Annotated in this window: 14 protein-coding genes and 1 pseudogene; 6 read left to right on the plus strand and 9 right to left on the minus strand. The window is 69.2% G+C overall.

Going from position 1 to position 12,544, the window contains the following annotated elements:
- From AB4Z46_RS13270 to AB4Z46_RS13290, 5 genes and pseudogenes are all read right to left on the minus strand, one after another.
- The coding region (locus tag AB4Z46_RS13270) for a fatty acid cis/trans isomerase (protein ID WP_442283967.1) at window positions 1–2,171 on the minus strand (2,171 nt) is incomplete at its 3' end.
- Window positions 2,172–2,346: 175 nt separating this feature from the next.
- Window positions 2,347–2,481: a hypothetical protein gene (locus AB4Z46_RS13275; RefSeq protein WP_442284197.1), complete on the minus strand. Its 135-nt coding sequence runs from the start codon at window positions 2,479–2,481 to the stop codon at window positions 2,347–2,349.
- Window positions 2,482–2,485: 4 nt separating this feature from the next.
- Window positions 2,486–2,884: pseudogene (locus AB4Z46_RS13280) on the minus strand (HEAT repeat domain-containing protein); the annotation flags it as partial.
- An 86-nt stretch (window positions 2,885–2,970) separates the two neighbouring features.
- Complete coding sequence (locus AB4Z46_RS13285; protein WP_442283968.1) at window positions 2,971–3,498, minus strand: rhodanese family protein; 528 nt, start codon at window positions 3,496–3,498, stop codon at window positions 2,971–2,973.
- Between the two features lie 27 nt (window positions 3,499–3,525).
- Window positions 3,526–3,837, minus strand: coding sequence for an ArsR/SmtB family transcription factor (locus tag AB4Z46_RS13290; protein WP_442283969.1), 312 nt, complete (start codon window positions 3,835–3,837; stop codon window positions 3,526–3,528).
- An 83-nt stretch (window positions 3,838–3,920) separates the two neighbouring features.
- On the opposite strand from AB4Z46_RS13290, the gene AB4Z46_RS13295 reads away from it, so the two are divergent.
- Together AB4Z46_RS13295 and AB4Z46_RS13300 are read left to right on the plus strand one after the other, a co-directional pair.
- Window positions 3,921–4,805, plus strand: coding sequence for an MBL fold metallo-hydrolase (locus AB4Z46_RS13295; RefSeq protein WP_442283970.1), 885 nt, complete (start codon window positions 3,921–3,923; stop codon window positions 4,803–4,805).
- Between the two features lie 13 nt (window positions 4,806–4,818).
- A complete protein-coding gene (locus AB4Z46_RS13300; RefSeq protein WP_442283971.1) occupies window positions 4,819–5,190 on the plus strand; it encodes a hypothetical protein in 372 nt (123 codons plus the stop codon).
- Window positions 5,191–5,250: 60 nt separating this feature from the next.
- Here the strand turns inward: AB4Z46_RS13300 and AB4Z46_RS13305 are convergent, their stop codons facing one another.
- Together AB4Z46_RS13305 and AB4Z46_RS13310 are read right to left on the minus strand one after the other, a co-directional pair.
- Window positions 5,251–6,228 (minus strand): AraC family transcriptional regulator, encoded by a 978-nt coding sequence (locus tag AB4Z46_RS13305; protein WP_442283972.1) that lies wholly within the window; start codon window positions 6,226–6,228, stop codon window positions 5,251–5,253.
- A gap of 10 nt (window positions 6,229–6,238) precedes the next feature.
- The gene (locus AB4Z46_RS13310) at window positions 6,239–6,772 is read right to left on the minus strand and encodes an OsmC family protein (protein WP_442283973.1); all 534 of its coding nucleotides are present in this window, start codon (window positions 6,770–6,772) and stop codon (window positions 6,239–6,241) included.
- A 192-nt stretch (window positions 6,773–6,964) separates the two neighbouring features.
- Between AB4Z46_RS13310 and AB4Z46_RS13315 the strand changes: the two genes are divergently transcribed.
- The 3 genes from AB4Z46_RS13315 (at window position 6,965) to AB4Z46_RS13325 (ending at window position 8,903) form a co-directional block, all read left to right on the plus strand.
- Window positions 6,965–7,777 carry a class I SAM-dependent methyltransferase gene (locus AB4Z46_RS13315; protein WP_442283974.1) on the plus strand — a complete coding sequence of 271 codons (813 nt, stop codon included), beginning with the start codon at window positions 6,965–6,967 and terminating at the stop codon, window positions 7,775–7,777.
- Window positions 7,778–7,883: 106 nt separating this feature from the next.
- A complete protein-coding gene (locus AB4Z46_RS13320; RefSeq protein WP_442283975.1) occupies window positions 7,884–8,462 on the plus strand; it encodes a DJ-1/PfpI family protein in 579 nt (192 codons plus the stop codon).
- A gap of 63 nt (window positions 8,463–8,525) precedes the next feature.
- Window positions 8,526–8,903 carry a ribbon-helix-helix domain-containing protein gene (locus AB4Z46_RS13325; protein WP_442283976.1) on the plus strand — a complete coding sequence of 126 codons (378 nt, stop codon included), beginning with the start codon at window positions 8,526–8,528 and terminating at the stop codon, window positions 8,901–8,903.
- 1 nt (window position 8,904) lies between these two features.
- On the opposite strand, the gene AB4Z46_RS13330 is transcribed toward AB4Z46_RS13325, so the two are convergent.
- Together AB4Z46_RS13330 and AB4Z46_RS13335 are read right to left on the minus strand one after the other, a co-directional pair.
- Complete coding sequence (locus AB4Z46_RS13330) at window positions 8,905–10,590, minus strand: M30 family zinc metallopeptidase (protein WP_442283977.1); 1,686 nt, start codon at window positions 10,588–10,590, stop codon at window positions 8,905–8,907.
- Between the two features lie 283 nt (window positions 10,591–10,873).
- Complete coding sequence (locus AB4Z46_RS13335) at window positions 10,874–11,200, minus strand: hypothetical protein (RefSeq protein WP_442283978.1); 327 nt, start codon at window positions 11,198–11,200, stop codon at window positions 10,874–10,876.
- Window positions 11,201–11,565: 365 nt separating this feature from the next.
- Between AB4Z46_RS13335 and AB4Z46_RS13340 the strand changes: the two genes are divergently transcribed.
- Window positions 11,566–12,459 (plus strand): DMT family transporter, encoded by an 894-nt coding sequence (locus AB4Z46_RS13340; RefSeq protein WP_442283979.1) that lies wholly within the window; start codon window positions 11,566–11,568, stop codon window positions 12,457–12,459.
- Window positions 12,460–12,544 lie beyond the last annotated feature (85 nt).

The following is a 12,544-nucleotide window of genomic DNA, read 5'->3' on the forward strand; positions in this document are numbered from 1 at the left end:
CGGCGATAGCGCTCGACCAGCGCATCGCTCACGGCCCAGAAGCCGGGGTCGGTGCGGCGCACCGCGAAGCGTTCGGAGAAGGCCGCATAGTCCGCCTCGGACTTCAGCTTCCGGATCGCGTCGGCCATGGCCGGCAGCTGGGCCGGACTGACCCGGTAGAAGGCATTGGGGTAGGCACCGATCACGCCGGGCACGAGGGTCAGCGCGTTCTCGTCSGGSCGCAGCTCGCGGCGCTCGCCCAGCAGGTGCGAGACGCTCGCATGCCCGGTGTCGCGCAGCAGGCTGAAGGTGGCCGGCGCGGCGCCCGGCGCCTCGACCACCAGCGCGGCATCCTCGGGCAGCCATTGCAGCGATGCGCCGCGCACCGCACCGAGTTCGCGCAGCGGCGCCTGCAAGGACAGCGCCGCACGGCTGAGTTCGAAGCCCGAGGGCAGCACCGGCGCCAGCCGGGTCTTCATCATCTGCAGCAGTTCGAGCCGGGCGTCGGCGGTGCGGTAGTGGATGCCGCTGTCGACCGAGAGCGTGGTGGACGGCCCGCCGTAGACCTGTTCGCGCGTGGCCTGGCTGTCGGCGCGGTACCAGAGGTCGCGCGTCGCGATGCGCTGCGCCTTGGGCAGCAGCGTGAGGAAGTTGAACTCGCCCTCCATCCGCAGGAAGTCCATGTAGAGGCGCGAGTTGAGCTGGTGCCCGACATTGCCGAAGACGTCGTAGTCGGCCACCAGCAGATAGTGGATGCGCTCGAGCAGCGGATAGCCGATGACCCAGGCGGTCTTGGGCGCGTCGCCGACCATGCCCTTGACCACGCTGGCGCTGTCGAAGTGCCTGAACACGGTCAGCGCGGCGTTGTCGTTGCGGCCGTCGCCGTCCCACATCAGGCGCAGATCCAGGTTCTCCGGCCCGCCCAGGCTCCGGGCGAGTTGCTCCGACTTGGCGCGCAGGTATTCGTTCTCGAGCCGTGCGTAGTGGAGCCACGGCGTGACGACGGCCTCGTTGCTGCTGCCGGTGGGCAGGCGCAGCAGGTTGGCATCGCGCGCCAGCAGGTCCGCCTGCGYCTGGTCGTTGCGCGCCGARGGCGCGAGGAAGACCACCCAGAAACGGTCCTCGATGACGTCGAGCGCCATCTGACCGCGGCACACYGGCCCCTTGATGAAGCCCATGATCGTGAACTCCGCCTCGTCGAGCATGAAGCGGTAGCGCGCGTTCACCGGCAGCGCCGCGAAGGTGGCGAAGGGATTGGCCGCGGTCTCGGCGCTGTAGCCCGGCAGGCGATCGACCGCGTAGGGGACATCGAGGAACAGCGCGCGCCAGCGGGCCATGCGTCCGGCGCCCAGCGCGTAGGGCATGTGGGTCTTGGCGACGATGGTCTCGCGCTCGGGCACGAAGCGGTAGTAGACGCGCTCGACTCCGGGATCGTCGACCGGCCGGCGGCTGGCGATCAATTGCACGGGCTGGCCCGGCGGCGTGGCCGAGCGCACCAGCTTGAAGTACTGGCGCCCCGGGTCGTCGTCGAAGTAGAGGTGCGCCAGGAACAGGTGTTCGTAGGCATAGCGGCTGAAGAGCCTTTCCTTCAACGAATCGCCGTTGAAGAAGCGCTCCCACATCGCGATGCGCTGCAACGCCAGCGGCGCCAGTGCCGGTGGCCCCTCGTAGGGCGCGCCGCGCTCGATCCAGCGGGTCAGCACGCCCAGCTCGGACGGGCTCAGGCCCGGCAGGCCGAARGGCATGCCACCGAGCGGCATCTTGCGCTCGTAGTCATCGATCTCGGCGCCGGCCGGGCACATCGCYTCGCGGTCGACGGAGAAATCGAGCCCTCCGCCGACGATGCCGCGGGTCGGCAACGGATGCTTCTCCTTCTGCATCAGCAGCCGGTGCATCAGCCCGGCGGCGCGGTTGGCCTCGGGGGTGGGCGCATGCTCGTTCAGCACCGGAAAGAAGCCGCGCTCGCGCCATTGCGARGGCTGCTCGGCATCGACGAAGAGCCGGGTCGGCGTCGCCGCGAGCAAWCGGGAGGCGTCATAGACCGGCGTCTTGCTGGCGCCGCGCGCCAGGCCTTCCCAGGCCGTGGCCTTGAGCTGGCAGGGCGCGTCGTAGCAGGCGTGGCAGACCACGCAGCGCCGGTCGAGGATCGGCTGGATGGTCTGGGCATAGGACTCGCCCACGGGCGGTGCCAARGGATGGTCGAAGCGCTTCGGGTCGGCCGGCCCGTAGAGKTCATCGAAGCGGTGGAGGGCYACCGTCGTGCAGGCGGCGACCAGRAGGACCAGGATSAGGGATGCGACACGACGCATGCAAATACTCTCGGCTTCAGCTGTGGATCGTGCAATGTACCCGCCAGCGGGCCTGCCGCTAGGGGCAGCGGGCAGTGATCCATTGCCGCCACTGGGCGGCCGCGGCGCCGCGCGCGGCGGCATCGGCGTCGTTCGGATCGTAGGCGCCGAGCGAGCGCCACAGCGAAGGTTCGTGCGAGCGCGTCCAGCGCATCGGGCGCGCCGATCGCCGCCAGGCCCTGGGCGGCGCGCCCGCGAACCAGCGGATCGCTGTCGGCGACCGCGGCACGCAGGGCGTCGGTGGCCACCGGATCGGCGATCTCGGCCAGGCCCTGCGCCGCCTTCTCGCGGATGCCGGCATCGCCGTGCTGGAGTGCGCGCAGCAGAATCGGCGTCGACGCCCGGCCGGCCACCACCAGCATGGCGAGCGCGCGGCCGCGGTCGGTGGCATCGGCCGCATCGAGCCCGCCGAGATCGCCCGGGGCTGCGCTCATGGCCCCCTCGACACCAGCGGCGCCGCCGCGACACGCCCGCAGGGCGCCGTGTTTCCGGCGCGTGGCGCCCCAGGCTGTCGTCCCTTCACATGTCTCATCGCTCGGCTCCTTGCTCGGCATCATCCCCCCGCATTCGCGCCAGGACAACGGCGCCGATGGGCCGCGCTTCACGGCGCCCCCGCGCCGAGAATGGTGAAGCGAATGCGGGCTCAGCCGGCGAGCGGGTTCCGGTTCCAGGGCATCTTCAGGAGCACGCGCGCCATCCCGCAGAAGCCCGAGACCCCTGCGAACACCAGGCCCGCGCCGACGAAGCCGGACAACAGGTGGAACCAGGGCGAGACGGTCGCGCCCAGCACTGCCCCGGCCACGATCAGGGAGCCCGCGGCGATCTGCACCTGGCGCGCCAGCTCCAGCGGCTGCGAGGCGTCCGAGACGACCGGGAGCCCGGCCTTCTTCCAGCCGTCCAGCCCTCCTTCGAGCACGTAGGCATCGCCCGGCGCGCAGGCACCGAGCGCCACCGCATTGATCCGGGTCCGGTTGCCCGAGCGGCAATAGAAGATGACGGCGCCGGTCTCGCCGGCCGGCAGTTGCCGGGCTGCAAGCTGCGCCATGGGAATGTGGTGCGCCTGCGCGATGTGCTCGCGCGCAAACTCGTCGGCGGCACGGATGTCGACCAGTACGGCGCCCTGAGCGATTCGTTCGCGGGCGCCTTCGGGCGTGAGGGATTCGACGGCCATGGTGTTGGTTTCCTTGGTTGCAGAGATTCAGGGACAGAAGATGGTCTTGAGCGTCGCCACGAGCTGTTTCACATCGGGGTTCTCGATGCGGTAGTGCAGCGTCTGGGCTTCGCGCCGGAAGCTCACCAGGCCTTCGTCCCGCATCTTCGCCAGGTGCTGGGACAGGGCCGACTGGCTGAGTTCGACCCTCTCCAGCAGCTCGCTCACGCTCATCTCGCCATGCTCGATCAGCAGGCAGAGCACCAGCAGGCGATGCTCGTTGCCCACGGCGCGCAGGAGGGCCGCGGCCTTCCCCGCCCCTTCCTGGAGAAACAAACGGTCTTTCTTGCTCAGTGCCATGGGTGGATTGTATATTAGTCTTCTCTAATTTAGCAATATCTAATATTATGAGAGCCATCGAATCACCCGACAGGACTTTCCCCATGACCGCACAGGCCGACATCCGGGCCTTCTTCGACGCCGCGACCCAGACGGTCACCTACCTGGTCTCCGACCCCGGCAGCCGCCAGGCGGCCGTGATCGACCCGGTGCTCGACTACGACCACCGCAGCGGCAAGGCCTCCACCGCTTCGGCCGATCGTCTGCTCGAGGCCGCGCGCGAGGCGGATCTGCGCATCGCCTGGGTGCTCGAGACCCATGCGCATGCCGACCACCTGAGCGCCGCGCCCCACCTTCAGCGGCACACCGGCGCCTCGATCGGCATCGGCGAGCACATCCGGGAGGTGCAGAAGATCTTCGGCCCTGCGTTCAACCTGCCGCAGGTGTCGGGCGACGGCAGCGAATTCGACCGGCTGCTGCGCGACGGCGATCGGCTGCCGCTCGGCGCGCTCGACATCGAGGTCATCCACACGCCCGGCCACACGCCGGCGTGCGTGTCCTACCGCATCGGCGACGCAGTGTTCGTCGGCGACACCCTGTTCATGCCGGACTACGGCACGGCGCGGGCCGACTTCCCCGGCGGCAGCGCGCGCACGCTGTACCACTCGATCCGCCGCTTGCTGGCCTTGCCGCCGCAGACACGGCTCTTCATGTGCCACGACTACAAGGCGCCGGGGCGCGACGACTACCGCTGGGAGAGCACGGTGCAGGCGCAGCGCGCGCACAGCGTCCACGTCCACGACGGGATTGCCGAGGATGCCTTCGTCGCCATGCGGCAGCAGCGCGATGCGACGCTGCCGGCGCCGACGCTGCTGCTGCCGTCGATCCAGCTGAACATCCGCGCCGGGCGCTTGCCCGAGGCAGAATCCAACGGCGTGCGCTATCTCAAGATCCCGCTGCAGTTCGCGGGGCGGAACGGCACGGAATGAAAGGCAGATTCGGATGACCTCACAGCTCGCGATCGCGAAGCGGACCGCCTGCGCCCTTCTGGCAGCGCTGGCCGCCGGCCTGCATGCCGAACCCACGCACTGGCGCGGCGACTTCGTCTACTTCGCCGATGCCGCCCTGTTCACCGACTGCGCGAGCGGCCAGCGCTGGCCGGTGGCGATGACCGCGGACGCGGTCGCGCTGCAGCGCAGCTACCTCGAATGGCGCAAGGAACCCGCCGCGCCGCTGCTGGTCAACTTCGACGGCCGGCTCGAAGTCCGCGAGTCGATGGAAGGGCCGCCGCGCGAGCAGTTGGTGGTCGAGAAGTTTCGCTCGGTCGAGCCGGGGAATACCTGCGCCACCGTGGCAACCGTCAAGGGCAAGTGACCCCACTGCACCGCCATTGACGCAGACGACGGCCCCTGGCCCTGACCCCAGGCGAACGCCCTACGCGGCAACCACTTCAGCGCGCGCCAGCCGGCTCCGGCGCCAGGCGGCCGGCGGCGCGCCATATTCGCGCCGGAAGGCCCGGCTGAAGGCCGTGTCGGTCTGGTAGCCCACGTCTTCGGCGATGCTGGCCAGCGGCGCGTTGCTGCGAACCAGCAGGTTGGCCGCCAGCAGCATGCGCCACTGCGTCAGGTACTGCATCGGCGAGCTGCCAACCAGCTGCTGGAAGCGCTCCGCCAGCACCGAGCGCGAACTGCCCGCGGTGCGCGCCAGTTCCTCCAGCGTCCAGGCATGCGCCGGGCTCTTGTGCAGTGCCTTCAGCGCGGGGCCGACGACCCGGTCGCCGACACCGGCGAGCCAGCCGGTGCGCCCTTCGCCCTGCTCGTTCATGTAGAGCCGCAGCACCTCGATGAACAGCACCTCGGACAGCTTGGCAAGCACCCCGGCGCCGCCCGGCCGCGGCGAACGCGCCTCGGCCAGCGCGTAGCGCACCGAGGCTTCCAGCCAGGCGCCCGCGTTCGATCCGCGCACGTTGACCCGGACCAGCGCCGGCAGCCCCGCCAGCACCAGGCCGGCGAGCCGCGCGTCGCAGGCCAGGTAGCCGCACACCAGCCGCGTCGGCGCGCCGCCGCCGCCATAGGAGAGCTGGCGCGGCCGGCGCGCCAGAACGGCGTCGAGGCGCCCGCCGCTGGCCGGCGGCAGCCCGGGCTGCGAACACATGCGGTGCGCATCGCCCTGCGGGAAGACGACCGCGTCGCCCGCGACCAGCCGAACCGGTGGCTGACCGGCCAGTTCGACATGGCACTCGCCTTCGGTGATCAGGTGGAAGATCACCACCCGTTCGGCACCGGGCTCGAGCAGCGGCGCCACCGTGTCGGCGCGCGGCGACTGGTAGCACCAGGGCGCGGTGAACCTGGCGTTGATGAAGATGGCGCCGACCAGGCGCACCACGCGGAGGGTCTCCGACAGGGCGTCCATCAGCTCGCCTTCATCGGGCTTCGATCTCGATGCACAGCGCCACCGGCAGCGCATTCGTCAGCGCACGGGCCATCGGCGAACAGCGGTAGCTCTCTTCGACCAGCGCGCGAAGGCGCTGCTCGGGAACGCCGCGGGCAGCGATCCGCACCCGCATCTCGACGTCGCGCGGGCCCGCATCGACCCGCGTGCCATCGGCGTGCGCCATGCCCAGGAGGCCCCGCAGGTCGGAGCGGCTGCTGGCGCTGACCTCGAGCGCCTGCAGCTCGATCTGCTCCGCCGCCGCGGCCATCGCAATGCGCGTGGCCGTGCAGGACGCGAAGCCGGCACGCAACAGCCAGCCCGGCGTGACCCGGTCGCCGCTGCCACCCAGCTCGGCCGGCATGTCGGTCAGCACCTGGGTGCCATTGGCATGGCTGGCGGCAATCCGCAGGCCGCCTTCCCAGCGCGCGGTGGCCGTGGAATCCTCGTGCAGCCCGGTCTCGGGCCGGCGCTGCAGCAGCGATTCCGAGCGCCGCCATGCCGCCGCGATCTGCTCTGCCGCCATGGTCGATCCTCCGTGTCGGATGCAGGGATGGCCATTGTGAGCGCCTCACCCGACCGGGACCATGGGCGGGATGGGCTATGCCGGTTGGCGGATGAACGGGCAGCGATCCCGGATGGCCGGGCAGGACGCGGCACGGCCTGCGGCGCGACAGTTCGGCAGCGTCTTCCACTCACCCCCAAGGAGCCAAGCCCCATGAACGCACCCGTCGATTTCAGCGCCGTCAAGGCCCGCCAGATGACCGCCTGGGCCAGCGGCGACTATGCCGTGATCGGCACCACCCTGCAGCTGGTCGGCGAGCTGCTGGCCGAGGCCTGCGACCTCTGCTGCGACGAGCGCGTGCTCGATGTCGCGGCCGGCAACGGCAACGCCACGCTCGCGGCGGCGCGCCGTGGCTGCGAGGTGACATCCACCGACTACGTGGCCGCGCTCCTCGATCGCGGCGCCGAACGCGCGCAGGCGGAGCGCCTGCGGGTGACCTTCCTGCCGGCTGACGCCGAGGCCCTCCCTTTCCAGGACGCCAGCTTCGACGCGGTGGTGTCGACCTTCGGCGTGATGTTCTCGCCCGACCAGGCGAAGGCGGCCGCCGAGCTGGCGCGCGTCTGTCGTCCGGGCGGCCGCATCGGCCTGGCCAACTGGACGCCCGAGGGCTTCATCGGCCAGTTGTTCAAGACGCTCGGCAAGCACATGCCGCCGCCGCCGGGCGTGCAGTCGCCTTCGCTCTGGGGCGTCGAATCGCACCTGCAGTCGCTGTTCGGCGACCGTGCGGCTTCGATCAAGGTCACGTCGCGGCAGTTCAACTTCCGCTACCGCTCGGCCGCCCATTTCATCGAGGTCTTCCGCACCTGGTACGGACCTGTGCACAAGGCCTTCGCGGCGCTGCCGCCCGACGGCGCCGCGGCGCTCGAGCGCGACCTGAGGGACCTGCTGAACCGGCTGAACCGCGCCGGCCCCCGGTCGCTGGTGGTGCCGAGCGAGTACCTCGAAGTGGTCGTCGCGCGGCGCTGAACCATCGACACCATCGAAACGGCCGCAGGATCACAGCCGACTGCTACCACCGCCGGCCGCGCCTTTCCAACAATGGCGTCTCCAGAATTCCTGATGGAGACCCACGATGACGCGCAAGATCCTGATGCTCTGCGGCGACTATGCAGAGGACTACGAGACCATGGTGCCGTTCCAGGCCCTGCAGGCGGTGGGCCACACCGTGCATGCGGTGGCGCCCGACAAGAGCGCGGGCGACTGGGTCCACACCGCGATCCACGACTTCGAAGGCGCCCAGACCTACAGCGAGAAGCCGGGCCACCGCTTCACGCTGAATGCGAATTTCTCCGACGTCCGCCCCGAAGCCTACGACGCCCTGGTCATCCCCGGTGGACGCGCCCCCGAGTACCTGCGGCTGAACAGCCGCGTGGTCGAGATTGCGCGCCATTTCCTGGCCACCGACAAGCCGGTGGCGTCGGTGTGCCATGGCGCGCAGCTGCTGGCGGTCACCGGACTGCTGAAGGGCCGCAAGGTGTCGGCCTATCCGGCCTGCCAGCCCGAGGTCGAGCTGGCCGGCGCCGAGTACATGAACATTCCGGTCGACCAGGCCGTGACCGACCGCAACCTGGTCAGCGCGCCGGCCTGGCCGGCGCACCCGGCATGGATCTCCCAGTTCCTCAAGGTGCTCGGCACGCGGATCGAGACCTGAACGCAGGTCGGACGGCGCTACAGTCGCGCCATCCCGTCCTTCCCGCCCCGTGAGGAAATGACCATGTGCGAAGTCTTCATCAGCGCAGATCCGCAGAGCTACGACAGCCGCACCCGGTCGATCCGGCTGCACGGCGTGGTGACCAGCATCCGGCTCGAGAACCTGTTCTGGCAGGTGCTCGAGGAGATCGCCCAGCGCGACGACATGGGCGTGGTGCAGCTGATCGAGAAACTCTACGACGAGTTGGTCGCGGCGCGCGGCGAGGTCGGCAACTTCGCCTCCTTCCTGCGCGTCAGCGCGCTTCGCTATGAAGCGCTGCTGGCCCAGGGCCGGATCCCGGCCGACACCCGGATCGCGATCCGTTCACTCGATGCGCAGGCAGTGCTGCACGCACTGCCGCGCGGCTGGGGCCGACCGGCGCGGGTCGGCGTCACGAGTTGACCTAGTTGACGACCACCGTGAGCGTCGTTCCGGCCGGCACGCGGACCGTCTCCGCGTAGGTGCCCGACACATTGGGACGCGCCACCGGGAAGCTGCCCAGCTTGTGCAGCAGGTCCGGCACCGCCTGCGGCAGCGCCCGGCTGCTGCGGCCCAAGCTCGACGGGTCGATCGCCGGCAGGCTGAAGCCGCCTTCGCTGCGCGCCGGCATGCTGTACTCGGCGATGCCTGCACCGAGCGGGATGACACCGGCCGCGGTCGCCGAGAAGCGGCGCAGTTCCTCGCCGACGCCGGAGCCCGGCCGCTTCGACTTGATGGCAGCGTCCAGCATCGCGATCGAGTCCTCGGTGCCTGTGCTGTTCAGCAGTGCCTTGTAGAAGTCGAGGCCGAACTGGCGATTCAGGAAGCCGCCGAACGAGCCGGTCAGCGCGTAGCTCTCGCAGCTTGCGCCCATCGGCGTCCACTCGGACAGCGTGCAGTTGTAGCTGCCGGATCCGTTGTAGGCCAGGTAGTGGGGAAAGCGCGAATCGCGGATGGCGTTGTGGCTGGGATCGATGTTGAAGCTTGCCCAGTCCTCCATCATCAGCGCCGACATCTCCTCGAGCCAGACGTCGAAGGTGTACTTCGAGCCCATCTTCACGCCGCGGCGATAGAAGTTCTGCATGTGCATGCCTTCGTGCGCCATCGCAGTGGCAATCTGCTTCACGCCGGTCTCGCCGTCCAGGTAGAGCGATTCGGAATCGAGATAGAGGCTCAGCGATTCATTGCTGTAGGCGAGATCGCCTGCGCCCTTCTTGAAGTTGTTCAAGCCCCAGAAATAGCCGATGAGTCCATAGGGCTTGCCGTTGGCGTCGAAGTTGACCAAGAAAATGTCGACCGGTTGACCTCCTCCCGACACCAGCTCGCTGAAGCCGTGCCCGCCCCACAGCGGGCCGCCGGTGCGCACCAGCATGTCGTAGATGCCGCCGGGCGCGGCGAACTTGTCTTCCATGCGTTGGGCAAGCTCGGCCGTGATGCGCGACGGGATCAGTTCGCCGGCCTCGACCCACAGGTTGATCAGGGTGCCGTCGCTCGCTGCGCGCTGGGCGGCCAGCTTCACGGTGCGCTGCGAGCGGTCGTGGAGGTAGATGCTGCGCTGATCGTCGACGGCATAGGCGGCCGACGGCGCCATCGACTTGGAGACCAGGGGCTGGGCCTTCGACTCCGGGCCCAGCAGCCGGCCGAAGCCCGCTCGGTTGAACTCGCCGATCGCCAGCTTTCGCGCCTCGACGCCGTCGCCGGCGTCAGTGCCCTGCACCATCGCCTTGCTGGGCGCCATGCTGCGCTCGACGTTGGAACGCAGCACCATCCCGGCCAGCGCCTGGTTCTGTGCGCTCTCGTTCGTCAACACCAGCGTCACGGTCTGGCCGCCGAGACCGGAGATCGACAGCGGAATGTCGGTGGGCGCCTGCGATCTGTTGATGCCCTGCCAGATGCCGGTGCCCGAACCCGAATAGGTGCTGACGTCGAGTGCGCTGCACGACGTGCAGGAGGTCGTGATCGCCACACCGTCCGCCGGCTTCACCTCCGCAGGCGGCGCCGCGGCTGCGGGTGCCGCCATGCCGCCGCCACCGCCACCACCGCCCCCGCCGCAGGCCGAGAGCGACGCGGCGACCGCCACCACGGCTGCCGCACCCCAAAGCAATTCCACTCGTGACCTGCAGCGCATCTTTCTCTTCCTCGTTCGACGGTTGGGCGACGTGGAATCGAAGGCCGGCTCCACGTTGCACAACCCGGAGGAATGCGCGACGGGTCGGCATTCGAAAACTCGGGTTGCAGATGCTTATCGGCCGGCGCGGAGAAATATTCAGGGCGCGGCTCGATCGCCGGCGACGCCGCGGATGGTGCGAACGGAAACAAGAAAGCCGTTGCAGGTCCCGGACCTGCAACGGCTTCTCGTGTTCACGGTGACGGGCCTGCCGCCCGTGCGCCTTCTAGAGCCGCATGAGCTCCGAAATCCTCTGCCCGACGATGCGGGCCCGGCTGCGCGGTGCCGCCGCGGCCCGGCGATGGTCGGCCAGCGATTCGAGCGCCTGGGCGACCGTGTCCGCGCGATCCTCGTCCTCCCCCGGCCGGCTGCGCCAATTCTTGGCGAGCTCGCTCAGCTCGTCGGCGCTCAAGGGCTCCGGCGGGTCATTGACGGTTCGCGCAGGCCGAGGCGCCAGGCCCGCCTGCGGGCTGCCCGCGGGCAGGCTGGCTCGAAGAACGCCCAGCAGCCCTTTGGTGGACCACTGCAGTTGGGGTGAACGGGTGGAGTGCATGTAAGGCATTATGACTAATAACACTTTTGGTTACAAGCCCCCTCCAAATGGACCGGTCCCCGCCCGCGTCGCGGCGCCCACCGAAGGACCGTCTGGACCCTGTGTCAGGCCCGCGGCAGCCGGAAGAAGCGAAACCTCTGGTACAATCCGACCTCCCCGAAACGCCTTGGCCTCTTTCGGTTGCCTGCGCAGGCAAGCCGCATCTCACGCCGGCGCGTCGAAGCCACCACGACGAGAAAAACTACAGGTGACTTCCGCAAGTGAACATTTGCCGTAACGTGGGTCGCGTAAGTGCCCACGGCCACATTCATGAAAGCCCGCCTCGCGCGGGCTTTTTGCATTAACTGCCGCGAGACAGCCCGCCCATGCACTCGACCGGAACCCTGCGCGGCATCGCCGCGATGCTGTTGGCTTGCGCCTTCTTCGCCTGCATGGACGCGCTGCTCAAGAGCCTGGCCGGGCACTACCCGCCGGTGCAGGTGATGGCACTGCGCGGACTCACGGCCCTGCCCTTGGTGTGCCTGTACATCGCCTGGCGGCGCGAGGCCGCCGGCGTTTTCAACCGCGGGCTGCGTTGGCGCCTGCACCTGCTGCGCACCACGCTGAACATGACAATGCTCGTGCTCTTCGTCTATGGCCTGAAGACCCTGGGCCTGGCTGAGGCCTACACCCTCAGTTTTGTCGCTCCGCTGCTGATGGTGCTCATCGCCGTGCCGATGCTGGGCGAGTCGGTCCAGCCGAGGCACTGGATCGCGATCGGGCTGGGCTTCGTCGGTGTCGTGATCGCACTGCGGCCCCAGCAGGGTGCCTTCCTCTCGATGGGCGCTCTGGCGGTGCTTCTGGCCGCAGTCTGCTATGCGCTTTCGAACATGCTGGGCCGGCTCATCAGCCGCACCGAATCGAGCGCCGCGCTGGTCTTCTGGACTACGGCCGGCATGGCGGTGGGCGGTAGCCTGCTATCGGCGCCGCAATGGGTGCCAATCCAGGCCCAGCACACGTGGGTGCTTGCGGGTTTGGCCATCAGCGGCTTTCTGGGCCAGATGGCCATCGCCGAGGCCTTCCGCCACGGCCAGGCCGCCGCCATCGCGCCCTTCGAATACAGCGCCCTCGCCTGGGCGCTTGTGCTGGACTGGTTGTTCTGGCAGGCCGCGCCCGATGCATGGACGCTGGGCGGCGGAGCGCTGATCGTTGCGAGCGGACTGTGGCTGGCGCGAAGCGAAGCGCCAAGGTCCGCGCGGCAAAAGCGGCAGGCCGCCTGAGCCGCGGCGCCATGCGCAAGGACGCGAGGAGAAATACCTGCTTGCCTTCCCCGCCCTGAGGGGCGAGGTTTGACGCGCATCTTGA

This window comes from Variovorax sp. M-6 (assembly GCF_052114385.1).
Classification (GTDB): Bacteria; Pseudomonadota; Gammaproteobacteria; order Burkholderiales; family Burkholderiaceae_C; genus Variovorax.